At 62.1% G+C, this 22,984-nt stretch carries 20 protein-coding genes and 1 pseudogene; 9 read left to right on the forward strand and 12 right to left on the reverse strand.

What is annotated here, in order from left to right; translation table 11 throughout:
• The first annotated feature begins 3 nt into the window (after positions 1-3).
• Positions 4-519 carry a DoxX family protein gene (locus BC360_RS28335; protein WP_083222769.1) on the forward strand — a complete coding sequence of 172 codons (516 nt, stop codon included), beginning with the start codon at positions 4-6 and terminating at the stop codon, positions 517-519.
• Positions 520-627: 108 nt separating this feature from the next.
• On the opposite strand, the gene BC360_RS32260 is transcribed toward BC360_RS28335, so the two are convergent.
• The 5 genes from BC360_RS32260 to BC360_RS28355 form a co-directional block, all read right to left on the reverse strand.
• Entirely contained in the window at positions 628-792 is a 165-nt protein-coding gene (locus BC360_RS32260; RefSeq protein ID WP_161491404.1) for a hypothetical protein, read from the reverse strand.
• Positions 793-802: 10 nt separating this feature from the next.
• Positions 803-3,079, reverse strand: a complete 2,277-nt coding sequence (gene merBA, locus BC360_RS28340) for a bifunctional organomercurial lyase/mercury(II) reductase MerBA (protein WP_065797690.1) — start codon at positions 3,077-3,079, stop codon at positions 803-805.
• 68 nt (positions 3,080-3,147) lie between these two features.
• On the reverse strand, positions 3,148-3,312 hold the full coding sequence (locus BC360_RS28345; protein WP_244512950.1) for a hypothetical protein: 165 nt from the start codon (positions 3,310-3,312) through the stop codon (positions 3,148-3,150).
• A gap of 1 nt (position 3,313) precedes the next feature.
• Complete coding sequence (gene merP, locus BC360_RS28350; RefSeq protein WP_065797691.1) at positions 3,314-3,607, reverse strand: mercury resistance system periplasmic binding protein MerP; 294 nt, start codon at positions 3,605-3,607, stop codon at positions 3,314-3,316.
• Positions 3,608-3,628: 21 nt separating this feature from the next.
• Complete coding sequence (locus tag BC360_RS28355; protein ID WP_065797692.1) at positions 3,629-4,042, reverse strand: mercuric transporter MerT family protein; 414 nt, start codon at positions 4,040-4,042, stop codon at positions 3,629-3,631.
• Between the two features lie 86 nt (positions 4,043-4,128).
• Between BC360_RS28355 and BC360_RS28360 the strand changes: the two genes are divergently transcribed.
• The gene (locus BC360_RS28360; RefSeq protein WP_065797693.1) at positions 4,129-4,557 is read left to right on the forward strand and encodes a MerR family transcriptional regulator; all 429 of its coding nucleotides are present in this window, start codon (positions 4,129-4,131) and stop codon (positions 4,555-4,557) included.
• Between the two features lie 119 nt (positions 4,558-4,676).
• Here BC360_RS28360 and BC360_RS28365 read toward each other — a convergent pair whose 3' ends face one another.
• Both BC360_RS28365 and BC360_RS28370 read right to left on the reverse strand, forming a co-directional pair.
• Complete coding sequence (locus tag BC360_RS28365; RefSeq protein ID WP_244512952.1) at positions 4,677-6,284, reverse strand: methyl-accepting chemotaxis protein; 1,608 nt, start codon at positions 6,282-6,284, stop codon at positions 4,677-4,679.
• Positions 6,285-6,979: 695 nt separating this feature from the next.
• Positions 6,980-7,972, reverse strand: coding sequence for an AraC family transcriptional regulator (locus BC360_RS28370; protein WP_065797695.1), 993 nt, complete (start codon positions 7,970-7,972; stop codon positions 6,980-6,982).
• A 54-nt stretch (positions 7,973-8,026) separates the two neighbouring features.
• Between BC360_RS28370 and BC360_RS28375 the strand changes: the two genes are divergently transcribed.
• Positions 8,027-9,040, forward strand: coding sequence for an oxidoreductase (locus tag BC360_RS28375; protein WP_065797696.1), 1,014 nt, complete (start codon positions 8,027-8,029; stop codon positions 9,038-9,040).
• 168 nt (positions 9,041-9,208) lie between these two features.
• On the opposite strand, the gene BC360_RS28380 is transcribed toward BC360_RS28375, so the two are convergent.
• On the reverse strand, positions 9,209-10,165 hold the full coding sequence (locus BC360_RS28380) for an enoyl-CoA hydratase/isomerase family protein (protein WP_244512954.1): 957 nt from the start codon (positions 10,163-10,165) through the stop codon (positions 9,209-9,211).
• Positions 10,166-10,305: 140 nt separating this feature from the next.
• Between BC360_RS28380 and BC360_RS28385 the strand changes: the two genes are divergently transcribed.
• The 6 genes and pseudogenes from BC360_RS28385 to BC360_RS28410 all read left to right on the forward strand — a co-directional run bounded on the left by BC360_RS28385 (position 10,306) and on the right by BC360_RS28410 (position 14,957).
• Complete coding sequence (locus tag BC360_RS28385) at positions 10,306-11,238, forward strand: LysR family transcriptional regulator (RefSeq protein WP_065797697.1); 933 nt, start codon at positions 10,306-10,308, stop codon at positions 11,236-11,238.
• Between the two features lie 141 nt (positions 11,239-11,379).
• On the forward strand, positions 11,380-12,093 hold the full coding sequence (locus BC360_RS28390) for an SDR family NAD(P)-dependent oxidoreductase (RefSeq protein ID WP_065797698.1): 714 nt from the start codon (positions 11,380-11,382) through the stop codon (positions 12,091-12,093).
• 84 nt (positions 12,094-12,177) lie between these two features.
• On the forward strand, positions 12,178-12,417 hold the full coding sequence (locus tag BC360_RS28395; RefSeq protein ID WP_065785814.1) for a tautomerase family protein: 240 nt from the start codon (positions 12,178-12,180) through the stop codon (positions 12,415-12,417).
• Positions 12,418-12,496: 79 nt separating this feature from the next.
• Positions 12,497-12,891 (forward strand): annotated as a pseudogene (locus BC360_RS28400) (IS6 family transposase); the annotation flags it as partial.
• 305 nt (positions 12,892-13,196) lie between these two features.
• Entirely contained in the window at positions 13,197-13,481 is a 285-nt protein-coding gene (locus BC360_RS28405) for a copper-binding protein (protein ID WP_065797700.1), read from the forward strand.
• 120 nt (positions 13,482-13,601) lie between these two features.
• Positions 13,602-14,957, forward strand: a complete 1,356-nt coding sequence (locus BC360_RS28410) for an adenylate/guanylate cyclase domain-containing protein (RefSeq protein ID WP_065797701.1) — start codon at positions 13,602-13,604, stop codon at positions 14,955-14,957.
• Positions 14,958-15,473: 516 nt separating this feature from the next.
• Here the strand turns inward: BC360_RS28410 and BC360_RS28415 are convergent.
• From BC360_RS28415 to BC360_RS28435, 4 genes are all read right to left on the reverse strand, one after another.
• Positions 15,474-15,683, reverse strand: coding sequence for a heavy-metal-associated domain-containing protein (locus BC360_RS28415; protein ID WP_065797702.1), 210 nt, complete (start codon positions 15,681-15,683; stop codon positions 15,474-15,476).
• 291 nt (positions 15,684-15,974) lie between these two features.
• Positions 15,975-19,151 (reverse strand): efflux RND transporter permease subunit, encoded by a 3,177-nt coding sequence (locus BC360_RS28420; protein WP_065797703.1) that lies wholly within the window; start codon positions 19,149-19,151, stop codon positions 15,975-15,977.
• Entirely contained in the window at positions 19,148-20,410 is a 1,263-nt protein-coding gene (locus tag BC360_RS28425; RefSeq protein ID WP_065797704.1) for an efflux RND transporter periplasmic adaptor subunit, read from the reverse strand. Before BC360_RS28425 ends, BC360_RS28420 begins: the two co-directional genes overlap by 4 nt.
• A 294-nt stretch (positions 20,411-20,704) precedes the next feature.
• Entirely contained in the window at positions 20,705-22,903 is a 2,199-nt protein-coding gene (locus BC360_RS28435) for a heavy metal translocating P-type ATPase (RefSeq protein WP_065797706.1), read from the reverse strand.
• Positions 22,904-22,984: the final 81 nt, after the last annotated feature.

A 22,984-nucleotide genomic window follows, 5' to 3' on the forward strand; every position in this document is an offset into this window, starting at 1 on the left:
ATTTTGGCTTCGGCACGAAAATTTCTCATCGAACACTGGCAGTCCGGCCTCTTCCTCTGGACCGGCCGCGCCAGCCGCGCAATCAAGACGGTCGCGCCCCTCTGGCTCGCGCAACTCGTCCTGCGCTTCGGGCTTGCCACACCGTTCTATCGCTCCGGCATGAGCAAGTGGGACGGCTTCCTGCAGTTGAACGACGTCGCCGTCCTGCTCTTCAGCTCCGAGTTTCAGCTACACCTGCCGGGCGGTCCCTACGCCTACCCCGCGCCGGCCCTGGTGGCGTTTGCTGCCGCGTCGGCAGAGACGATGTTTCCCGTTCTGCTCGTCCTTGGGCTCACCACGCGCTTTGCCGCGCTCGGCCTCCTCGCCATGACGCTGGTCATCCAGCTAACGGTCCCCGACGGCTGGCCCATTCACATCACCTGGGCGGCGATGGCGCTCGCGATCATGGCCTCGGGGCCAGGCGCGCTTTCGCTCGACCACTGGCTGTGCGCAAGAGCCCGCCTTGCGGGCATGAATTGAGCGCGATCGGTTCCGCGTCAATCTCACCAGGGCATCAGGGCTTTGAGAATGCCCCTGCCCTGCCCGGGGTGAAACGGTAACGTCAAAATCACGCTGTCAGTCTTCAGCTTACGGCATCAATCGAAATCGGGAAGTAAAAGCCACAAACGTATCGTCGAAAACCTGCTCGCCCAGCATCATCAAGTTCGCGCGCTGGATCAGCTTCAGGAACGGCGGCGCCAGAGCCGCGCCGCCGTCATCATAGCGATCACGGGCGGAAAACGCCGCTGACACCGGTCTGTGCTCATCCGGCGCAGCAAGAAAGCTTCGCCACATCCTTGTCGAAAGCGAGCGCGGCAAGCTTGAGGCCTTCCACGGTGGTGAGATACGGAAAGATCGTATTGGCGAGGTCGTCGACACTGAGGCCTTGGCGGATGGCAAGCGCCGCCGTCTGGATGCTGTCGGCACCTTCCGGCGCCAGGATGTGCGCCCCGAGCAACCGGCCAGTGCCAGCATCGGCGACAAGCTTGATGAGCCCACGCGTGTCGCGGGCGGCGAGCGCGCGCGGCACCTGGTCGAGGCCGATCGTCGAAACGCGGACGGCGTGCCCGGCCGCACGTGCGGCGGCCTCGGTCAGGCCGACGCTCGCCACCTGCGGGTCGGTGAACACGATGGCCGGCATGGCGCCGTTGTCGTAGCGCAGGCTGTCGCCGTTGAGGGCGTTCTTTGCCGCAAGCCTGGCGCCGTAGGCGGCCATGTAGACGAATTGGTCGCGGCCGGTGACGTCGCCGGCGGCATAGACGCCGGATCTTGTCGTGCGCATGCGGTCATCGACGACAACGGCACCCGACGGCGAGATAGCGACCCCGTGTTCGGAGAGACCGAGACCGTCGATGTTGGGGGTACGCCCAGTGGTCAGCAGCACCTCGCCCGCATCGATCGCCATCTCCTCGCCGTCGCGCTCAACGGTGAGCGAAACACCGCCTTCGGTCCTTCGGATCGAACGATAGGCGATACCGGACACCACGGTAGTGCCCTCGTCCTTAAAATACCCCGTCAGCGCCGCGCCGATCTCGGGCTCGGCTTCGGGCAGGAGACGCGAGCGGCAGACGAGCGTCACCTTGACGCCGGCGCGGGCGAACATCTGCGCAAGTTCCGCCCCGATATAGCCGCCGCCGATGACAAGCAGCGATGTCGGAAGTTCCTGGAGGTCGAGTGCCGTCGTGCTGGTCAGGTAAGGGACGGTCTCGATGCCGGGAATTGCGGGCACCGCCGGCCGCGCGCCGGTCGCGATGATGATCTTGCCGGCGGGAAGCTGCGTGCCGTTGACCTCGACCCCGCCTTCGATGAGCCGCGCCGGCCCGTCGTGGTAAGCGACGCCGTTATAGGCCGGCAACAGGTCGATGTACTTGGCCTGGCGCAGTTCGGAAACGAGTGTGTCCTTCTGGCCAACCGTCGCTCGCCAATCTCTCACTTCGGCGTCCGCCGCGATACCGGCAAAACGCGCCGCGACCCGGGCATTGTGAAGCGTCTCGGCGGCGCGGATAAGCGTCTTCGACGGCACGCAGCCGATGTTGACGCAGGTGCCGCCGATGGTGCCGCTGCCAATGAGGGCCACTTGCGCACCCTGTTCGGCGGCCGTGATGGCGGCCGAAAAGCCAGCCGACCCGGCGCCGATCACCGCGAGATCATAGGAAACACCGTTCCGGCCATTGATGGCCGAGCGCCGAGCTACGACCGGCGTGTCCTTCGATACGGTCTGGATCGACAGCGGCGCCGCGCTGCGCGCCTCCTTCATTCCGTCCCCCTCGCCGGAAGCGGCATCCAGACCGGCTAGGCTCGATCCGAAGATCGCCCGGCCGGCTTCGAGGGCTTCCTCGATCGACAGCCGAAACCCCGGCTCGTCGGCGCGACGCTCGCGGCGCCAAGCCGAGAGATGCTCATCCGAACAGAAGAAGGCCGTCGTCGCGCAGAGCGAGTTCGCGGCGCACCCGTCTTCGTAGCACACGCTGAGCCAGACAACAGCCGTGCGTGGCGCTATGTCTGCAAGGGCTCGGCCTTGCTCTCGTGTCATGATCCGGATGGGCGCAGCGCAGCGGCGGCAGCGGGAGGTTATCGCGGCGTCGCGATTCAGCATGGCGCCGATGCCGAGCGCATCGACGGCACACATGGCGTTGACGGTGCGAGCATCCAGTCTAACCTGATGGCCGGTGTCCCCGTCAGTGAACGGATAGGCGCCGATGATCCGCTCGCCGTCGAGGACCGCGAGGTCACGCCGCCGCAGATCGTTCAGGAGCGACCGAACATCGGCTTCGGACAGCCCTGCTTGTCCTGCTAGGACGGCGAGCGTCGGGGCTCGGCCGTGTTCGCTATAGAGCCGCAGCAGTGCGGTGCGGACACGATCGGCAGACGGCGAATAGCCGCTCCAGCGATTGAGCACATGACCGGACCCGACCATTGCAAGAAGCGCGTCCTTGACCACAGGCGATGTGACCACCGACCAGTCCGGAAACGTCACGCCCGGGCGCACGGAAAAACTCGGTGGCGTCGGGGATGTGGAGGATGCACAGCAATCGTTCATGGCTTCTCGCCTTTCTTATGAATATCGGTCTCGCAGCAGGTGGCTTTGGCGCGGCGGCGAGAGAGACCTCACATTACGAGGCCGATACTGGCCGCCAGCAGTGAAGCCGCCATCAGGTCCGGACGGGCGAACCAAACGCCAAGGCTCGCCAGCGGCAGGAACACCACAAGCAGCGGCGTTGCGCAGCAGATCGCGAGGATGGCGCCGGCCGCTCCCGCGCGGATCAGGCCCATCTCAACTGCCTTGCTGTGTCGGATGCGCGGGATAGCCCGCATTCATGCTGGCGGCAGCGACAGCATCAGCGTTGGTCTTCGCATCGTCAAAGGTCACGGTCGCTGTCTTGGCTTCGAACGAGACGGCCACCTTCGAAACGCCCTGGACTGCCGCCATCGAGGTCTTCACGATGTAGGGGCACGCGGCGCAGGTCATGTTGTCGACAGCAAAGGTGACGGTCCGCTCGGCGGCGAACGCGGCGGATGCCGTCAGCATCGGGACGATCAGGGCGATGACGCTTAAGCTCTTCTTCATGGGTTGGATCTCCTCCTGGTCTCAGGCCGCGAGCAACAGCGGCGCGACGTAATCGAAGGCAAAGGCGGCCGCGACAAGCACCGTCGCGAGCCAGAGCCCGATCTGAACGACGCGGTTGGGGATTGGGCGGGCGCAGACAGCGCCGTCGACGCAGGCTCGCCGTGGCTTCCGGTAGACGAGGTAGAAGCCATACCCGAGGACGGCCGCCGTTCCGGTGACAAAGAGCGGCTTGTAAGGCGCCAGAGCCGTCAGGTTGCCGATCCAGGCGCCGCCGATGCCAAGGCTGAACAGGATGAGGGGAATGATGCAGCAGGAGGAAGCCGCGAGCGCGCCGAGAACGCCGCCGACAGCGACCAGTCGCTGCCGGCGGATCTCGCTCCGCGCGGCTACCGCGACGGGAACCGTCTCTGCCGTTGCTGATCGCCATGCAACCATATCCGCGCTCTCTTTCCTTGCCGAAATCCTCATTGCATCGTAGCATGCAGTCTGTAGTGACTACAGGGTCAAGAGGTTTTTTTGCGATGCGCGATCGCACCATGGTGAAGGGTCTGCAGCGGGCCGAGCTCGCTCAGCGGACGGGCTGCAATCTGGAGACAGTGCGTTATTATGAGAAGGTTGGTCTTCTGCCCGAACCACCGCGCACAATGGCGGGCTATCGCAGCTACGACACGACGCATGAGCGGCGACTCCGCTTCGTCTTGCGGGCGCGCGAGCTTGGCTTCTCCCTTGATGAAATCCGCGAGCTCCTCCGTCTCGTTGACGAGCGTGACCGGCCGTGTGTCGAGGCACGAGACGTCGCCGCCGTCCACCTTGCCGACGTGCAGGCGAAGATCGCCGACCTGAGGCGCATGGAGCGGGTGCTCAAAGACGTCGTTGCCCAGTGCGGCGACGGCACACTCCCGGAATGTCCGCTGATCGAGACGCTGTTCCGGGAGCGGCGGGCCAATTAACGCCGACAGGTTCTTCGCAAGACCTACAGGATCTGTGGCGTTTCTGATGGGGAGCGAGCTCGACGAGCACTCGGCCACCTTTAGTCGGGAAGCAAGTCGCTACGTCCGGGTTGCTGTTATCAGGCGGCAGTGCGTATGTTGATATCGCTCCTCTCGTCGGTCGTCGCCTGCCCAAGCTGGAAAACCGACAATAGTTGGCGAAGCCGTGCGGCTTCAGTTGCGAGAGCGGTGCTTGCGACGGTACTTTGCTCCACCATCGCCGTGTTCTGCTGTGTCGACTGGTCCATCTGATTGACCGCGGAATTGATCTGGAACAGGCCGGCTGACTGCTCGCTGGAGGAAAGGGCCACTGCCTCCACATGCCGACCGACGGCGTTGACCTGCCTGCTGATATCGTTGAGCGCTTCGCCGGTTTTGCGCACCGTCGCCGTGCCTTTCTCGATCTCGCACGCGGAGCTCAGGATGAGTTCCTTGATCTCTTTGGCGGCCCGTGCCGATCGCTGCGCGAGTTCCCGTACCTCGTGGGCGACAACGGCAAAGCCTTTGCCCGCGGAGCCGGCGCGGGCGGCCTCAACGCCCGCGTTCAGGGCAAGCAGATTGGTCTGGAATGCGATCTCGTCGATGACGCCGATGATGCTCGATATGCGAGCGGAGGACTCTTCAATGCCCCGCATCGCGTCGATGGCCTGGTCGACGAGGTCCGTGCTTTCGCAAGCGCGCTGGTTTGTTTGCTGTGAAGCCGCATGGGCTTCTTGAAGCCTTGTTGATGCGATGGCGGCATTGGCCGCGATCTGATCGAGCGCGGCTGCGGTTTCCTCGAGCGACGCGGCTTGGCCTTCGGTGCGGAGCGCGAGCTCGTTCGCGCTGCTGCTGATGTCGGAACTCCGCTTGTCGATCGATCGGCTTGCGTGTGCAATCCGCGCCATGACATCGCACAGTTGTGCAAGCGTCGCGTTCAGATCGTGGCGCAATGGCTCAAAATCGGGAGCGAACGGATTTGTGAGCTGGAACGAAAGATCGCCGGCGGCCAGCCGTCTGAGAGCGTCGGCCAGGTCGGCTGTTGCCTGTGCCAGCCGCTCCTGCGCGCGGGCATCCGCTTCTTCCTGCATCCGCACCCGTTCTGTTTCGGCTTGGGCACGCAGCCGCTCTGCCTCATGCTCGAGCTTGGTTCTTTCAATGGCCGACTGGCGGAAAACTTCCAATGCCATTGCCATCTCGCCCAATTCGTCTCGCCGCCCGAGACCTGGAACAGTCCGCATCGTATCGCCCTTGGCCAGATAGCGCATGGATGCGGCAAGGACCAATACGGGGCGGCTTATCGATCGGCCAATCAACCACACGCTCGACAGGATGATGACGAGTGCAAGGACGATGAGGCCGATTGCGAGCGTAATATTTCGCTCAGCGACGGCGGCATTCTCCGACAGAGTGGCGGCCTTTTCCTCCGAGTATCGATCCAGGATGCGCGTGACGATCGGCTCGACTTCGCCATAGGCCGACGTCACGACCGCGCGCGCTGCCGCTTCCTCGAGCGTGCCGCTGGCATAGAGTCTGAACGCATCGGCGTAAACCTTGAGCGCCTCCGAAATGCGCATGCGCTGCGCACCCGGACGAAACGCCTTCTTGGTCAGCTTTGAGAAAGTCTCGATCTCGGCGGAGTGCGTTTCAATGTATTGAGACTGACGGCGAAGGATAAAGTCTTTCTCATGGCGGCGCAGCATCAGCATGCTGGCCCTCAGTTCCAAGTCGGCTGTCGCCTCCAACTGCTGCTCGATCGAATGGACGGCCTCACGCATGGCGCCCTCCAGTCCACTCGATGCGTCCAATCCGAGGTCCTTGTCCTTGGTGACCAGGTGTGAGAATGCCGTGGCGTACTTCCTCAGGCCGGACTGCAGCGCGTCCAGGTCGACGGCGTCCTGCGAAGGCGCCGTTGCCTTCAGCGCCTCGACAATGGTGGTCGCGTCGGAAAGCGCTCGGTCGAATTTTTCCACCGAGGTGGCTTGCCGGTGCAGCAGGAAGTCCTGCTCCCAAAGAAGCGTATCGCGGAAATGGCCCATCGTTCGGGCGATCTCGGTTTCGCGCTGCGACAATCGCTCAGCCGTGGCGCGGTAGCCCGCCTCGATCGTTCGTTGGGCGAGGAGTATGCCCGAAATCGTCAGAAGCCCAGCGAGAGCCACGCATGCGAGCAGAAAAACACGGTGAGCGATCTTAGGTTTGGATACGAATGACACTGCCATACTCCGGCTTCACGTGATCCTTGCCGTTTAGCTACCCTGGGTTAATCAAAGTCCAATCGAAGATGAAGATTGCATGAAGGTTTTGTGACAGCGCGGTCCACGACTGGACGCCGGGCCCAGCATCTAACGAAGAACAGCCATGACAGAATATATCGGTCTGTCGCGCTCCAATCGAAGGGGCCAGTTCATTCTCCTGGAAAAGCCGTCGCCGCCAGACCCGTACGCCGCTGTTTTGCCTGCGACCGCCGTCGCGGTGAGTGGCCCATAACCCGCTTGAATGCCGTGCTGAATGCCGCTTCGGATGCATAGCCGACGGACTGGGCAATCATCGCGACCGATTGGCCTCCTTCCTGCAGCCGCCTTTCCGCAAGCCGCATTCGCCATTCGGCAAGATAATTGAGCGGACTAACCCCGGCGACGGCCTTGAAATAAGTCGCGAAGGTCGTCCGTGACATAGCCGCCTCCTTCGCCAGTTCCGGTAGATGCCAGTTGCGCGCGGGGTCGCTGTGCATAAGGCCGAGCGCCGGCGCGAGTCTCGCGTCGCAGGCGGCGCGCAGCCAGCCGACATCGACGCCACGCTCCCTGGACAGATAACTCCGCAGGATCTGCAGAAACATCAGATGGGCGAGCCCAGAGCAGGCAGCATCCGCACCCGGCGTGGCGGCCATGGTTTCCTGGACGAGCTCCCTGATCAGCCACTGCAACTGGCCGACGCCCGAGTCCTCCGCGTGCAAGTGAATGGCCGGCGGCAGATTGTCGACGAACAGGCGCCCACCCGCGGAGCCGAGGTCGACATGACCCCCCAGAAACAGAAAGTCGTCGCCCTGCCCGATAGCCGCCAACAGGGGGTCGGCTCCCTCGAACACCTGTCGCGCATCGACATGCGGCACGGCAAGATCGCTGGCAACGATAAAGGACGCGCGCGCCGACAGAAGGAAGACGTCACCACAGCGCAGATGGAAGGCACTGGAAAACCCATCGACGGCAATGACACACGCACCGCGCGCAATAACGAAGAACTTGATTTTCTCCGGAGGCGGAAAACGGATGGCCCAATCGCCACCGGCAGTGAAGCCGCCAGCATAGACGGCGCGCGCTTCGATCAGCGACAGGACTGCGGATAGTGGATCACGGCTCATTCTTGAACTATGGCGAAAGTAATACGGATTATCAAGCATTCATAATTCGGATGGCCGCCGGTATCTCTGGAGTACACAACTGGAGACCCAACCATGTCCACAGCGCAACAGCCCATCAACTCCGGCTTCACCGCCGCCTCCACCACGTCTGATGTCATCCGCGGCATCGATCTCTCAGGCAAGGTCGCCATCGTCACGGGCGGTTATTCCGGCCTTGGCCTCGATACAGCGCGCACCCTCGCCTTGGCCGGCGCGCGGGTGATCGTACCCGCTCGCGATGTCGACCGTGCACGCTCGACCATCGCCGAAATCAGCGGTGGCATCGAGGTCCAGCCGATGGACCTTGCCGATCCGGACTCCATCGATGCATTCGCCCGCAACTTCAATACTTCGCGTCTGCCGCTGCACATCCTCGTCAACAGCGCCGGGATCATGGCCCTGGACGATCTGACGCGGGACGCACGCGGCAACGAGATTCAGTTCTCCACCAACCATCTCGGCCATTTTCAACTGACCGCGCGGCTCTGGCCAGCCCTGGTGCGTGCTCAAGTGGCGCGCGTCGTTTCCGTCTCCTCGCACGGCCATCGTTTTTCGCCGGTGGTGTTCGATGACATCAATTTCGAGCGTCGCGCATATGATCCCTGGAAAGCCTACGGCCAGTCCAAGACGGCGAACGTGCTCTTTGCCGTGGCGCTGGACCAACGTGGGAAGGAGCACGGTATCCGCGCTTTTTCGCTGCATCCGGGCGGCATCGTCGGAACCGGGCTCACTCGCCACCTCACAGTCGAGACATTGCAAGCCCACGGCGTGCTGGATCAAAACGGCGAACCAATCCTCGATCCGTTGCGCGACTTGAAGTCCGTGCCACAGGGCGCTGCGACGCAGGTCTGGTGTGCGACCAGCCCGCAGCTCGATGGAAAGGGCGGTGTCTTCTGTATGGATTCGGATGTCGCGCCGGTGCTTCCCGAGAGCACCACTTTCTCCATTGCCAGGAGCACGACGCTCAACCGCGTGGCCGGCGTCGAGCCATATGCCATCGACCGGCAGACTGCCGACTACCTTTGGGCTGTCAGCGAAGAAATGACTGGTGTCCGCACGGACGCTTGACAAAGACCAAAGGCGACGCCCGGACCGCGATACATACGGTCCGGGCGTCGCGCTGAGCGAACTGCACTACGGCGCCGCGCGTCTTATCAGACGCACAAAGGTCGCTGTAGCACTTTGAATTTGCTGCATGCTTTATCCTTAAATCGGCGACGGCGCGGAGTTTGCAGCCTAGTCCCGGTACTTGGCCGTGTATGCGCCGAGACTTTTCTCGACGTCGCCGGGCTGCTGAAGCCCCTGTTCAACAAGGGCCTTGACCCGCACTTGTGCAGCAGGACGCTGGACAGAGGTGATGAATGCATCCCATCCTGGCTGCATTTCATCTTCGGGAGGCATGCTGGCGAGATCGACCAGTTTCTTCGTCTCGACAATTGCGTGCTGATCGAACGACGCAATGCGACTTGCCAGGGCGTCGACGAAACCATCGAGTTCGACGTCTGGCAGGGCGCGGTTGACATAGCCGTAACGCTCGGCCAGTTCGCCGTTGAAGTCATCGGCGCCAATCAGGATCTCGAGTGCGCGACCCCGACCGACCAGGCGAGGCAGGTAGGCCATCGGGCCGCCACCCGGGACGAACCCCGCGCCGACTTCGAATTGCGACAGCACGGCATTCTCACGGCTGGCGAAACGCATGTCTGCCGCGAGAGCGAGTTCGCTGCCGATGCCACTGGCTCGACCACGAATGGATATGATCGTCACCGCCTTGAGACGGCTGAGGCGGACCATCAGGTCGGGCACCGGATGCATGCCCGTCGGCCCCGGCTCCATCCCGGTGGACGCTTCGAGCGGTTTCAGCAGGTCGTAATGCGCGATGAAATAGCCCGGTACCGCACTGTCGAAGACGATGACCTTGACGTTCGGGTCCGCTTCGGCCTGCTCGAGAATTTTCACCAACTCGCGCACTTCGGTAGGCCCGATGATGTTGAGCGGCGGGTTGTTAAAGGTGACTTGCCAGTAGGCGGCGCTCTTACGGGTTAGCTGGATCTTCGCCGTTTCCTCGACCGCCACCACTTGTGCTTTGACGCGGTCCGTTGCCGTCGCGGGTGGCACGAAAACTGGCGTGGACGAGTAGAGCATCACCGAGGTGGCGAGCAGAACGGCTCGTTTCCGGAAGCTGAAGGTTTTCATCGTCGCGTCTCCTTCGTTGAGCGTGCGGGTCTGGATCTGTTGGCGTACACGCGGTTGGGTCTGCAGCCATATTTACTTATGGCCAATTTCGGGTGAATACTCGTCAATCGGCAGTCACTATCCCGAAGATCGGCAGAACAATGGATCGCATCGATGCAATGAAAGTGTTCATCACGGCAATCGACGAAGGCAGCCTGGCTGGCGCCGCCCGCCGGTTGAGGCGCTCGCCGACGGCGGTCAGCCGGGCGCTGAGCTTCCTGGAGGCGCATGTGGGCGTCGAACTGCTGCATCGCACGACCCGCACACTCAAACTGAGCGAGGCCGGCCAGCGCTATGCCGCCGCCTGCCGGCGGGTGCTCGTCGATATCGAGGAAGCAGACATGCTTGCCGGCGGCGAGCGCTCGGCTCCGCGCGGAATGTTAACGGTCTCGGCACCGCCAATCGTGGGCGAAGAGGTGCTGCGGCCCATCCTCGACGACTTTCTTGATCTGCACCCGGCGGTTTCCGCCCAGCTCCTGCTCTTCGATCGCTTCGTCAACCTGGTGGACGAAGGCGTCGATATCGCCCTGCGCATCGGCCATCTCGCCGATTCATCCCATATCTCCACCCGGCTCGGTGGCGATGTCCGGCGTGTCGTGGTCGCTTCGCCACGTTATCTCGCCACGCATCCCCGCATCGAAACGCCAGCGGACCTCGCAAAACACCAGATCGTCGCCTTCACCAATTTCGGCTTCGACTCCTGGAACTTCACGCCGGCTGAGGGCTCGTCCATTCCGCGGACGGTCCAATTCACCCCGAGATGCATCGTCAACAGCGTGCGCGCCGCGGCCGCTTCGGCGGCCGCCGGCCGCGGTCTCACGAGGCTCTATTCCTATCACGTGGCGGAATATGTGAGAGACGGGCGGCTGAAGATCGTGCTCGCCGATGCCGAGCACCCACCGCTACCGGTTCATCTGATCGCGCCACAGGGCCGCATGTCTGTGCCGAAGGTTCGCGCCTTCGTCGACTTCGCCACGCCGCGCCTGCGCTCAGAGTTCGCACGCTTGGCAGCCGAAGCCGGCCCGCTCAGATAATTATGCCGATATACGGTCGAGTGTCCGTCAATCATCGGCAATTCTCCCAAATAACGGATGGATCTAAATCTATTGCACCAACGCCGAGGGCGTCGGGCGGACGCAAATGAGGCGCCGCTGCAATCGAAAGAGGATCACGACATGAGCACCGAACAGAAGGTCGTCATTATCACCGGCGCGTCGCAAGGCATCGGCGCCGCTCTGGTTCGCGCCTATCGCGACCGCAACTACCGCGTCATCGCCACATCCCGGTCGATCAAGGAAAGTGCCGACGCCGGCATCCACACCGTCGCAGGCGACATCGGCAAGCCGGAAACCGCCGAGCGGGTCGTCCGCGAGGGGTTGGAGCGATTCGGCCGCATCGACTCGCTCGTCAACAATGCCGGCGTCTTCACCGCCAAGCCGTTCATTGACTTCACCCAGGAAGACTATGATCAGAACCTCGGCGTGAACGTCGCCGGCTTCTTTCACATCACTCAGCGCGCTGCCGCCGAGATGCTGAAGCAGGGCTCGGGCCACATCGTCAGCATCACCACGAGCCTCGTCAATCAGCCCATCGCCGGCGTGCCGGCCGCGCTCGCTTCGCTGACCAAGGGTGGCCTGAACTCTGTCACCCAGGCACTGGCCATCGAATTCGCCAAGAGCGGCGTGCGCGTCAACGCGGTCTCCCCGGGCATCATCAAGACCCCGATGCATCCGCCTGAAACGCACGCGGCGCTCTCGACCCCGCATCCCGTCGGTCGGATGGGCGAAACGCGCGATATCGTCGACGCCGTCCTCTACCTGGAGAACGCGGGCTTCGTGACCGGCGAGATCCTCCACGTCGACGGCGGCCAGAACGCCGGGCGCTGGTAATCAGTACGTCAAAGGCACCGCGCCGCAGTTATGCGCGCGGTCGCCGTGAAACAATGCCAAATCACTCTCGAAAAGGAGACTGCAATGCCTATCGTCACCGTACAGGTTACCCGCGAGGGAAGCGCACCTAGCCGCAATTCGGTCACCGCAGAAGAGAAGGCCGCGATCATCAAGGGTGTCAGCGAGGTGCTCCTCAACGTCCTGAACAAGCCACTTGAATCGACCTACGTGGTGATCGAAGAGGTTGATCTCGACAACTGGGGCTGGGGCGGCCTCCCGACCGTACAGTATCGCCAGCAACGAGCTAAGGCAGCACAATCCTGAAGCCGGCAACATCCGCCCGCCGCCGCATTGGCGGCGGCGGGCATCGGTACGTTTCGGGGCAGATGCCGAAGCCTGGCAATCACTGCGCCATGTCGAGAATCTGCTGGCCGAGCGCGGTATCGAGGTCTCGTTCCAGACCGTCTCGGAATGGACTTTGAAATTCGGCCCGGAATTTGCGCGTTCACTGTGGCGGTGGTCAAAGGGCAAACCCAGTTGATGCCCGGTATCGAGCATCGTTCGCACAAGGACCTCAACAATCGGGCAGAGAATTCGCATCTGGCCGTACGACGACGGGAGCGGGGTATGATCCGGTTCAAGTCACCGGCGCAATGCTGGCGTTTCGTCTCCATCCACGGTCCGATTTCCAATCTCTTCCATCTCCAGCGCGAACACCTCACGGCCGAAGATCACCGCGAACTGCGTGCTTCAGCCAGGTCGGTGTGGAACGAAATCGCTTTGTCGATGGCCGCCTGACGCGGGCTTGATATCGCGTCTTGCGTCATTCAATAATCTAAGGCGACGCTACCATCCAAGAAGCACGGCAAATGGCGTAAATTCATCCAAGTCTGTTCCTTTCGCGGGCCTCTGGGCGTTCGCGGTGCAACCTCTTGACCTTACTATCGTTGGAAGCCCTACAAGGGTCCCAAGCGCTGTTTCGACAAGCGGGCAGGTCGAGCTGCGCCGCAGAATCGACGCGCGTCGCGCTCGACCATTGGACGCCGGAATGCACGGCGACGTCCGCGTCGCTGCCAAGTATTCACGTTGAAAGGAACGGAACAATGAGAGCACTCATCAAACTTGCGCTTGCCTCCGCCGTCGCGCTCGGCTTGGTCGACGGAGCACTCGCAGCGGAGTTCAGCGAGGGAACCGTCAAGAATGTGGACGTGAACGCGAAGAAAGTCACACTCATTCATGAGGAACTGAAAGACCTTGAGATGCCAGCGATGACAATGGTCTTCCGCGTTCAGGATGGCACACTTATGGACAAGCTTTGGGAAGGCGCGAGCGTCGAGTTCATCGCCGAGCGCGTCGATGGCACGTTGACGGTCACGCAGGCCAAATAGGAAACAAACGAGAGCGCGGCCTCAAATATGGCCGCGGCTTGTCCCTCATGATGCCTAGAGCAAGCGGGCTTGGCTGACCGTGAGAGGCTCCAAAACCGACCCGCCCGTTCAGAGAAGAACATGACGTCCTCACTCAGCGCCGACTGGGATTTCGAGCGGGAAATCCGCTCAATACTTCTGCGGTTCGTCGCCTTCATCATCCTTCTCGCCAATTTCCTGCTTGGTGGGGATGCGGGGGCCGAAGGAACACATTTCGCCGTCGTCCTCTGCTACCTGATCATCAGCATCGCATCTGTGACGCGTGCCCGCTTCCTGCCCGGCCGATCCTGGCTAATAACGGTTTTTGTCGTTCTTGATGCGCTGCTGGTCGCGCTGATCCTCTACGCCCACATTCTTGGCGGTCCAACCACCGAGAACCACAATGTTACAACCACCGGTCTCGTTGTCGCGTTCATTCTCCTCAATCATGTTGGTCTGAAGCTCGACCGTCGGCTGGTCCTTGTCTTTTCAGGCATCGTCCTTGTTGCCTGGGTCGTGATGCTTGCGGTTACCGCGGCCAGGCATCAAACGGCTAACGCAGTTTCGTTCATTGCTTCCTTTTTCAATCAAGACCTTGGCCTCACGGTGAGCTATGGCTTCACCGCCTTTGCCATCTACCTCTTGGCTAGGGATCACGACAGAACGCGAAAGGAGGCGCTGTTGGCAGACAGGCGACGCCTGAATCTTTCCCGGTTCTTCTCGCCACTCGTCGTCGCCGATCTTCAGGAGGGAAGTTCGGCCCTCGAACTCGAACGTCGCAATGCCGTGATCATGTTCGTCGACCTGCGCGACTTCACCAGTTTTGCTGAGACAGCACCGGCTCGAGAACTCGCAACAGTCCTGGCACAATACCGTCATCTCGTATCCGGAGTTATTTTCGAGCACGGCGGAACCGTCGACAAGTTCATCGGTGATGGCGTCATGGCGGTGTTCGGGCAACCGACAGCAATGAAGGATGATGCGGACCGTGCGCTGGCTTGTGCTCTGGACCTCGTCCATGCATTGCGCGACTGGAAGCACCAGAGTTTACTAAGCGGGTTTCCCGCCCTAAACGCTGGCATAGGGTTGCACTATGGGTCAGTTGTCGGCGGCATCCTGGACAGCGGATGCCATAGCGAATTCACAGTCATTGGAGATGCGGTCAATGTCGCCCAGCGACTTGAGGCACTTACGAAGGCTCTGAGTTCGCCGCTTGTTGTCTCATCGGCGCTGATCAACCAGTTGCGCAAACCTGCACCACGGGCGCTGTGGACGGTACAGAATGAAGTAGCGCTCGCTGGACGGCGCTTGCCGATTGATATCTGGTATTTACAGCACGAAGCGGATGGCACTGTCCCTTCGGAAGAAGCCTACGAGGCAGGCGGTGCAACGACAACCCTCCAGAGGTCGTCCTTCCCATCCTCGCCATTTACAGCTCCGAGCGTCGGGATTGGATAACCAACCCCCTCTCCCATAGACCTCGGCGGGATCGCCGCATGTTACGAGCGCCTTATGTTTTCCCCGATCCCTTTAAATCGCCCTGGTTGCGGTGGGGATTTTTACGCCGATCGGGCAGGCGCTGAGACGCCGCCCTCGCCTGTCGGGTATTTCATAGAACATTTGCTTGAAAGTCGGACGCGTGTCACCAGGCGCACAGCGCGAAGGAGCCGCAATTGGTGGCTACAAGTGATTGTGACAGTTCAAGCGTCTTGGAAAGATCGGTCCGTCTTCACAGTGAATGAGAATCCTCAGCCTGCTGCGCAACCCTTGACCTTCAGCGGCGGCAACCTCGGTATTGAGGTGTTCTTGGAAAGCCGCTCTCCTGTACCGCTTCTGGCTGGCTTGCGACGGCAGCCAGAACCCAGACACAAACACAGAGGGCAGCCGGAAAGCTGCCCTCTTGCTTAGATTGCCAAAGGCACCGCCGCCGCCTGCATCACCAGCGCAAGCTTGCGCTGACACAAGCGAAATGCGTCAGGCGGCATCCGTCTCATCCTCGACCGGATAGCCGGCTTCAAACAGAATCGCGCGCAGATCCGCCTCACTCACAGAGGTCTGGACTCGGACTTCCCGCTTCGGCGGATCGGTCTCGATTTTCGCGCCAGCATCGACGCTCTGCAGCGCTCTGGCGACCGATTTGGCGCAACCGCCACACGTCATGTTGGGAACAGTAAAGAGATACATGGAGGCTCCTTGTTTTTGCCTCCACGACAAATGGGGCTTCCTACCGTTGCAAGGTCAAGTCCTTGAGATGAAGAAATTGAGGCTTGACGGTGCCACGGTTGGAATTTGCACGCTGACATTCCGAGCAGCGAATAGGAAGTGACGCCAGTCGCGGCAGACAATTCACCAATGCTCAACGTCATGGGGCTTCGTTTCATCATGCGCAACCCTAGGAACTGGCGGCGCCTTGGGCACGTCAAGCTGCACAGGGGCAGCGACAGGCCCTCTGTGCAGCTTCAGACACCGAATCGCCTAGACGTGCGTTTCCAGGGCCGGACCGGAGCTCGTTGGCGCCTCGCGGCTGATCGCCAGGCGGCGCACGACGACGTAGAACACCGGTGTCAGGACGAGGCCGAACAGGGTGACGCCGAGCATGCCGGCGAAGACTGCGATGCCCATGACATGCCGCATCTCGGCACCAGCCCCCGTGGCAACAACAAGCGGCACGACACCGGCGATGAAGGCGAGTGAGGTCATCAGGATCGGCCGCAAGCGAAGCCGGGCTGCTTCCAGCACGGCGTTCAGGGGATCGACGCCTTCGTCTTCCTTCGCTCTGGCGAACTCGACGATCAGGATGGCATTCTTGGCTGCGAGACCCACGAGAACGACGAAGCCGATCTGCGTGAAGATGTTGTTGTCGCCTCCCGTGAACCAGACGCCTGCGATCGCGGAAAGCAACGCCATCGGGGCGATCAGCAACACGGCGAACGGCAATGACCAACTGTTATACTGCGCCGCGAGAATCAGAAACGCGAGCAGAACAGACAGTGGGAAGACGTACAGAGCCGTGTTGCCGGCTTGTTTCTCCTGATAGGCGAGCTCGGTCCACTCAAAGGCCATGCCGGGTGGCAACGTTTCCGATGCGACCCATTCTATGGCTGCGGTCGCTTGCCCGAACGAGTATCCGGGCGCCGGGCTACCGCTGATATCGGCCGACGGGAACCCATTGTAATGCATGACGCGATCCGGCCCGGAGCTGTGCTTGATGGTCAGCAGGGCCGACAACGGGATCATTTCCCCCGCCGCGTTCCGCACCTTCAGTCGGCCGATGTCCTCCGGCTGCATACGGAATGGCGCGTCCGCCTGGACCATTACGCGGTAGGTGCGGCCAAAACGATTGAAGTCGTTCGCGTAGAGCGAGCCAAGGTTGACCTGCAACGTCTCGAAGATCGTGTTGAGCGGCACCCCCTGCGACTTCGCCTTCACCCGGTCGATGTCCACCTGCACCTGCGGCGCATTCACCTGGAAGCTCGCGAGCATGCCAGCCAGCTCAGGTGTTTGCATCGCCTTGCCCATGATCGCGCCCTGCGCTTGCGCCAGCGCCTCGAAGCCAAGTCCCGCCCGATCCTCGATCTGGATCTTGAAACCGCCGGTCGAGCCAAGGCCCGGAACAGGTGGTGGCGGGAAGATGCCGGCAAAACCATCGGGTATCTGACTGAACTTGCCCATCAGGCGACCAGCTATGGCAAACGCCGACAGGGATGGATCCTTGCGCTGGTCAAAGGGCTTGAGCATCGTGAATATCACCGCGGCGTTCGGAATATTGACCATGCCATTGACCGAAAGACCCGGAAACGCGACGACGCTTTCAACGCCCGGTTCGGCAAGCGCGATCTCCGACATTTTCTTGACGACCGCCTCGGTCCGATCGAGCGAGGCTCCGGTCGGAAGCTGGGCGATGCCGACAAGGTAATACTTGTCCTGCGCCGGCACGAACCCGTTGGGCACAGTCTGGAACCCCATCCATGTCATTCCGACCAGGCCGGCGTAGACAAGCAAGACGAGCGCGCTGAGCCTCACGGCGCGGCGCACCGACCAGACATAGGCATTCGAGGCGCTGTCGAAGAAGCGGTTGAACGACCGGAAGAACCGCCCGAACAGGGTGTCGATTATGATCGTCAGCCGGTCGCGCTTCACGTCGCCGTGGTGCGGCCTCAGGAGCACGCCTGCGAGCGCAGGAGAAAGCGTGAGAGAGTTGACCGCCGACAAGATCGTCGAGATTGCGATCGTGAGAGCGAACTGCCGATAGAACTCCCCTTGCAGGCCGGACAGGAATGCTGACGGAATGAACACGGCCGACAGCACCGAAGTAATGGCAATAATCGGTCCGGTCACTTCGTCCATGGCCTTGCGCGCTGCCTCCTTCGGCGTTTCGCCCAGCGCGATGTGACGCTCGACGTTCTCGACGACGACGATGGCGTCGTCGACCACGATCCCGATCGACAGGACGAGCCCGAACAGCGACAGCGTGTTCAGCGAGAAGCCGAACATGTACATAAAGGCGAATGTGCCGACCAACGATACCGGCACGGCAACCAGCGGGATGATCGAGGCGCGCCAAGTCTGAAGGAAGAGCACGACCACGATCACGACCAGCGCGGTGGCTTCGAGCAGTGTCATCACCACGGCTTCCAGAGAAGACTTGACGAAGACGGTAGGGTCGTAAGCGATGCGATACTCTATACCCTCAGGAAAACCTTTCTGTAGTTCTTCCATGGTGCCGCGAATGGCGCTCGACACGTCGAGCGCGTTGGCGCCGGGGCTCTGGATGATCTGCAGCGCCAGCGCCGGCTTGCCGTCAAGAAGACTGCGCAGCGCGTAGGAGTCCGCACCAAGTTCAATACGGGCAACATCCCGCAGACGGGTGATCTGGCCGTCGACACCCGTCTTGACGACGATGTCGCCGAACTGCTCCTCGTTCGAAAGCCTGCCAAGGGTATTGACCGTGACCTGGAGCGCCGCCGAGGCGTCCGGCTGCTGGCCGACCGAGCCGGCTGCCACCTGGACGTTCTGCTCCTGGATTGCCGCCACCACGTCGGAGGCAGTCAGGCCGCGCGCCGCCACCTTGGCCGGATCGAGCCAGATCCGCATCGAATATTCGCCAGCACCCCAGACCAGAACGTCACCCACACCTGACAGGCGCGCAAGCTGGTCGCGCACCTGCAAAGTGGCGAAGTTCGAGAGGTAGAGAGGATCATAGCGCTCGTCGGGCGAGACGAGATGCACGACCATCAGGATGTCGGGCGAGGTCTTCTGCGTCACGACGCCGATCCGCTGCACTTCCTGCGGCAGACGCGGAAGCGCGCGCGACACGCGGTTTTGCACCTGGATCTGCGCCATGTCGGGATCGGTGCCCTGCTGAAAGGTCACCGTCAGCGTCATGCGTCCGTCGGTCGCGGCCCGCGAGCTCATATAGAGCATGTTCTCGACGCCGTTGATCACCTGTTCCAGTGGTGCGGCAACCGTTTCGGCGATCACTTCGGGATTGGCGCCCGGATAGCTTGCGGTGACCTGCACGGTGGGCGGGGTCACCTGGGGGTACTCGCTCAATGGCAGCTTCAGGAGCGTCAGGCCACCGGCGATCAGCATCAAGACAGACAGAACGACCGCGAAGATCGGGCGATCGACGAAGAAGCGAGGGATATTCATCGACGCGCCTCCTGGGTTTCAGCCGCCGCCCGGTCGCCATCGGCGGATTGGGCTGGCAGCATCGAAATCATCTGCGGGTCCACTTCCATTCCGGGACGAACGAGCCCCTTGATAATGATCTTCTCGCCCGGCTTGAGGCCGCTAGAGACAACGCGCAAACCGTCGATCATCGGTCCGAGTTCAACCGGGCGGTACTCGGCCTTGTTCTCGAGCCCAAGCGCCAGCACATAGCGGCGGCCCTGATCGATACCGATCGCCTGATCGTCGATCAGCACGGTGTGAGCCGGCTCCGCCGTAACCAGGTTCACCCGCGCAAAGAGACCGGGAGCTAGCCGACCATCCGGGTTCTGGACGATGGCCCGGGCTCGGATCGTGCCGGTGCTCCGTTCGACACGGTTGCCGATGAAGTCGAGGACGCCGGCATGGGGGAAACCGGCATCGGTCATAAGACCGACCTGCACCGGTAGTTTCTCGGTTGCATTTTCGCTCTCGTTTGGGCGGGCCCGAGCAACGAAATCGAGAAAGGTGGCCTCGTCTATATCGAAATAGACGTGGACGGGGTCCGTCGAGACAATCGTGGTGAGAAGCGTAGAAGCTCCCGCATTGCCGCCGGTAACCAGGTTGCCTTCGGTGACAAGCACCCGGTCGACCCGCCCGCCAATCGAAGCCGTGACGCGCGTGAAAGACAGATCGAGATCGGCGGCGGCCACGGCTGCCTTGGCGATTTCGACCTGTGCCTGGCGCTGGCGGCGGGTGGCCTCAGCATCGTCAAAGGTCTTGCGCGACACCGTGCCGTTCGGCGCCAACGATTCGGCTCGCCCGAAAGCGATGTCTGCATGATCAAGCAGAACGGTCGCCTGTTTCAACTGAGCCTTGGCGGCATCCAGGGCAACCTGGAACGGCCTGGGGTCGATCTGGAACAGGAGCTGACCCGGGCGCACGAGACCGCCTTCGGGAACACTTACGACGTCGATGGCGCCGCCGACACGCGGGCGCAGGTCAACCGCCTTGGCCGCTTCGAGGTGGCCGGTGAACTCCACCGAAGGCGCAACCTCGCGTGTGATAACCTCGGCGACCGGAACCTGGGGCGTGGGCGTTCCCCCGGTTCCGGCCGCGACTGCCTCGGACGCACTGGCCGACGAGGCAAGCTCAAAGAGGCGACTGGTGTAGGTTCCCGCTTCATCGCCATAGACAAGGGCAAAAGTGCCCCCGGCGACGGCGACACCGGCTAAGAACAGGATGGCGGCTTTTTTACTCATGCTCGTTCACCTTCATTTGTGCACGCGCCCGGCCGGCAGGCGACGGCAGCGGACGATTCTTTGACGAAGGTGCGGTTTCCAACGATGGAAAGGTCAAGGCCCCTAGAAAGTTATTTCCGAAGAGGCCCGTGACGCATCCGTCGCGGCCAACGGCATGCTTTACTTCGCCGACATAGTTTGGATGAGAGGAGTTCGTCTTCGGATGGGCGCCGTGGATCGGCTTTGCTGCGAAGTGGTCCAGCAGGTGGAAAGCCGCCAATCACGTATGATCGGCGGCTTGCCTGACGCGATCAGTCAACGGCTCTCGGCCGGGACCAGTGGGCGCGAAGGCAAGCCTTCGTCCCGGCCACCATCGGCCGATTTCGCGCCCTTGAAGCGCAGAAGCCGCAGCGCGTTCAGTGTCACGATCGCGGTGGCGCCAGTGTCGGCGAGAACAGCGATCCAGAGACCCGTGATGCCGAGGATGCTGGTGACCAGGAAGAGGCTCTTCAGCGCCAGAGCAAAGACCACATTCTGGTGAATATTGGCCATGGTAGCGCGCGAAAGTGCCACGAGATGGGCGACGTCGGTGACACGGCTCTTCAGAAGGGCGGCATCCGCTGTCTCGATCGCCACGTCGGTGCCGCCACCCATGGCGATGCCGACATCGGCCGTCGCCAGAGCCGGGGCATCGTTGATGCCATCGCCGACCATGGCCACCTTGGACTTCTGCTTCAACTCATTGACGAGATTAAGCTTATCCTGGGGTAGCAGCTCGGCCTTCCATTCGATCCCGAGGTCCTTGGCGATCGCTTGGGCGGTGCGTCGATTGTCGCCGGTCAGCATGACAGAGCGAATGCCCATTGCCTTGAGTTGGCCGACACCCTCGCGCGCATCACGTCGCGGCTCATCGCGCAGGGCGACAAGACCAAGGACCTCCCTCGCCTGCTCGTCGAAGAGAACCGCGACGGTATTGCCGCCCTCCTCAAGCTTCTCGATGGCCTTTTGCTCCAAGACCCCGAGGGTTGCCGCCGTTTCGGCATGTGTCGGAGAGCTGATAGCCAGGCGACGGCCACCGACCGTGGCATGTGCCGCCTTGCCGGCCGTCGCGGATGCGTCGTTTGCGGGTGGGATAGCGATCCCGGCGGCTTCCGCATGCCTTATGATCGCCCGCGCAAGCGGGTGGTTCGAACCACTCTCTACTGCCGCGGCAAAGGCAAGAACGTCGTTCTCTTCATTCTTCCCACAAGCGAAGACTTCAGTGACGCGCGGCTTGCCCTCGGTCAAGGTGCCCGTCTTGTCGAAGGCGATGGCGTTGACCTTGCCGATGGTTTCGAACGCGTTGCCTCCCTTGATCAGCAGGCCGCGGCGTGTGCCGACAGCCAGGCCCGAGGCAATCGCGGCGGGGGTGGACAGTACCAGCGCACAGGGGCAAGCGATCAGCAGCAGCGCGAGGCCGCGGTATAGCCACGTATCCCAGTCCGCGCCCATGGCCACGGGGGGCACCATGATAATCAGGGCCGCGATGAGCATCACGGCAGGGGTGTAGTAGCGGCTGAACTTCTCGATGAAGCGTGCGGTCGGCGCCTTGGAGGACTGAGCCTGCTCAACGAGATGGATGATGCGCGAGATGGTGTTGTCGGCGGCCGTTTTCTTGACGCAAACCTGAAGAACACCGTCGACGTTGATCGAACCGGCAAAAATGCTGTCCCCCCTTGCCTTTGCACGCGGCATGGATTCGCCGGTGACGGGAGACTCGTCCAGGCTGGAGGCCCCCTGGACGATTTGCCCGTCAGCCGGTACGCGGTCACCCGGACGCACCAGCACACGATCGTTCACGCGCAAGGCAGCCGCAGGAACGCTACGCTGGCCACCATTGGGGTCAATCAGAACCGCCGTCTTCGGCACGAGTGACGCAAGCGCCTTGATGCCGGCCCTCGCCCGCCCTGCGGCCACGCTTTCAAGGAGCTCGCCGACAGCGAACAAGAATACGACCGCAGCGGCTTCTTCCGCCTCGCCGATGACAAGGGCGCCGATTGCGGCCACCGACATCAGCGTCTCAATCGAGAACGCAGACCCGGACATTGCGAGCGCGAAGGCCTTGCGGGCGAACGGGATAACCCCTGCCACGACGGCAGCGGCAAAGATCCATTCCGCGTAGAGCGGGATGAATTGGGCGATGGCATAAGCCGAGCCCATTAGTAGGCCGAGACCGAGAACATGCTTGCCCTTGCGGGTCTGCCACCAGCGCTGATTGCGCATCGCCGGCCCCGGTACGACCTCGACAGCAGCGTCGGATGAAGACGACATCTGGCGTGTGTCAGACACCCCGAAGCCGAGACTCTTGATCATCCTCTCAATGTCGCCGACCTTGGCGATCGAGCCGGCGGCAAGCGTGAGCTCAAGCGTTTCTGTCGTGAAGTTTACGCGCACATCCGAGACGTCGCTCATGCGGGCCAGCGCGACCTCGATCTTGCCGACGCAGCTCGCGCAATCCATACCCTCGACCCGCATCGAAACGTTGGGCGGGGAGCTTGGCGCGGCGCGTGGGGTGGAAGCATGTGCCGCGTGATCATGTCCGCCGCAACTTCCGTG

This window comes from Ensifer sp. LC163 (assembly GCF_001695855.1).
Lineage (GTDB): Bacteria > Pseudomonadota > Alphaproteobacteria > Rhizobiales > Rhizobiaceae > Ensifer.

What these genes read in the sequence shown, in the direction of transcription:
- merBA (WP_065797690.1), bottom strand. Translation starts at nt 3,079, where the DNA reads ATGAACGATTGCTGTGCATCCTCCACATCCCCGACGCCACCGAGTTTT.
- BC360_RS28345 (WP_244512950.1), bottom strand. Translation starts at nt 3,312, where the DNA reads ATGGGCCTGATCCGCGCGGGAGCGGCCGGCGCCATCCTCGCGATCTGC.
- merP (WP_065797691.1), bottom strand. Translation starts at nt 3,607, where the DNA reads ATGAAGAAGAGCTTAAGCGTCATCGCCCTGATCGTCCCGATGCTGACG.
- BC360_RS28355 (WP_065797692.1), bottom strand. Translation starts at nt 4,042, where the DNA reads ATGGTTGCATGGCGATCAGCAACGGCAGAGACGGTTCCCGTCGCGGTA.
- BC360_RS28360 (WP_065797693.1), top strand. Translation starts at nt 4,129, where the DNA reads ATGCGCGATCGCACCATGGTGAAGGGTCTGCAGCGGGCCGAGCTCGCT.
- BC360_RS28365 (WP_244512952.1), bottom strand. Translation starts at nt 6,284, where the DNA reads ATGCTGATGCTGCGCCGCCATGAGAAAGACTTTATCCTTCGCCGTCAG.
- BC360_RS28370 (WP_065797695.1), bottom strand. Translation starts at nt 7,972, where the DNA reads ATGCTTGATAATCCGTATTACTTTCGCCATAGTTCAAGAATGAGCCGT.
- BC360_RS28375 (WP_065797696.1), top strand. Translation starts at nt 8,027, where the DNA reads ATGTCCACAGCGCAACAGCCCATCAACTCCGGCTTCACCGCCGCCTCC.
- BC360_RS28380 (WP_244512954.1), bottom strand. Translation starts at nt 10,165, where the DNA reads ATGAAAACCTTCAGCTTCCGGAAACGAGCCGTTCTGCTCGCCACCTCG.
- BC360_RS28385 (WP_065797697.1), top strand. Translation starts at nt 10,306, where the DNA reads ATGGATCGCATCGATGCAATGAAAGTGTTCATCACGGCAATCGACGAA.
- BC360_RS28390 (WP_065797698.1), top strand. Translation starts at nt 11,380, where the DNA reads ATGAGCACCGAACAGAAGGTCGTCATTATCACCGGCGCGTCGCAAGGC.
- BC360_RS28395 (WP_065785814.1), top strand. Translation starts at nt 12,178, where the DNA reads ATGCCTATCGTCACCGTACAGGTTACCCGCGAGGGAAGCGCACCTAGC.
- BC360_RS28405 (WP_065797700.1), top strand. Translation starts at nt 13,197, where the DNA reads ATGAGAGCACTCATCAAACTTGCGCTTGCCTCCGCCGTCGCGCTCGGC.
- BC360_RS28410 (WP_065797701.1), top strand. Translation starts at nt 13,602, where the DNA reads ATGACGTCCTCACTCAGCGCCGACTGGGATTTCGAGCGGGAAATCCGC.
- BC360_RS28415 (WP_065797702.1), bottom strand. Translation starts at nt 15,683, where the DNA reads ATGTATCTCTTTACTGTTCCCAACATGACGTGTGGCGGTTGCGCCAAA.
- BC360_RS28420 (WP_065797703.1), bottom strand. Translation starts at nt 19,151, where the DNA reads ATGAATATCCCTCGCTTCTTCGTCGATCGCCCGATCTTCGCGGTCGTT.
- BC360_RS28425 (WP_065797704.1), bottom strand. Translation starts at nt 20,410, where the DNA reads ATGAGTAAAAAAGCCGCCATCCTGTTCTTAGCCGGTGTCGCCGTCGCC.
- BC360_RS28435 (WP_065797706.1), bottom strand. Translation starts at nt 22,903, where the DNA reads ATGCGGGTCGAGGGTATGGATTGCGCGAGCTGCGTCGGCAAGATCGAG.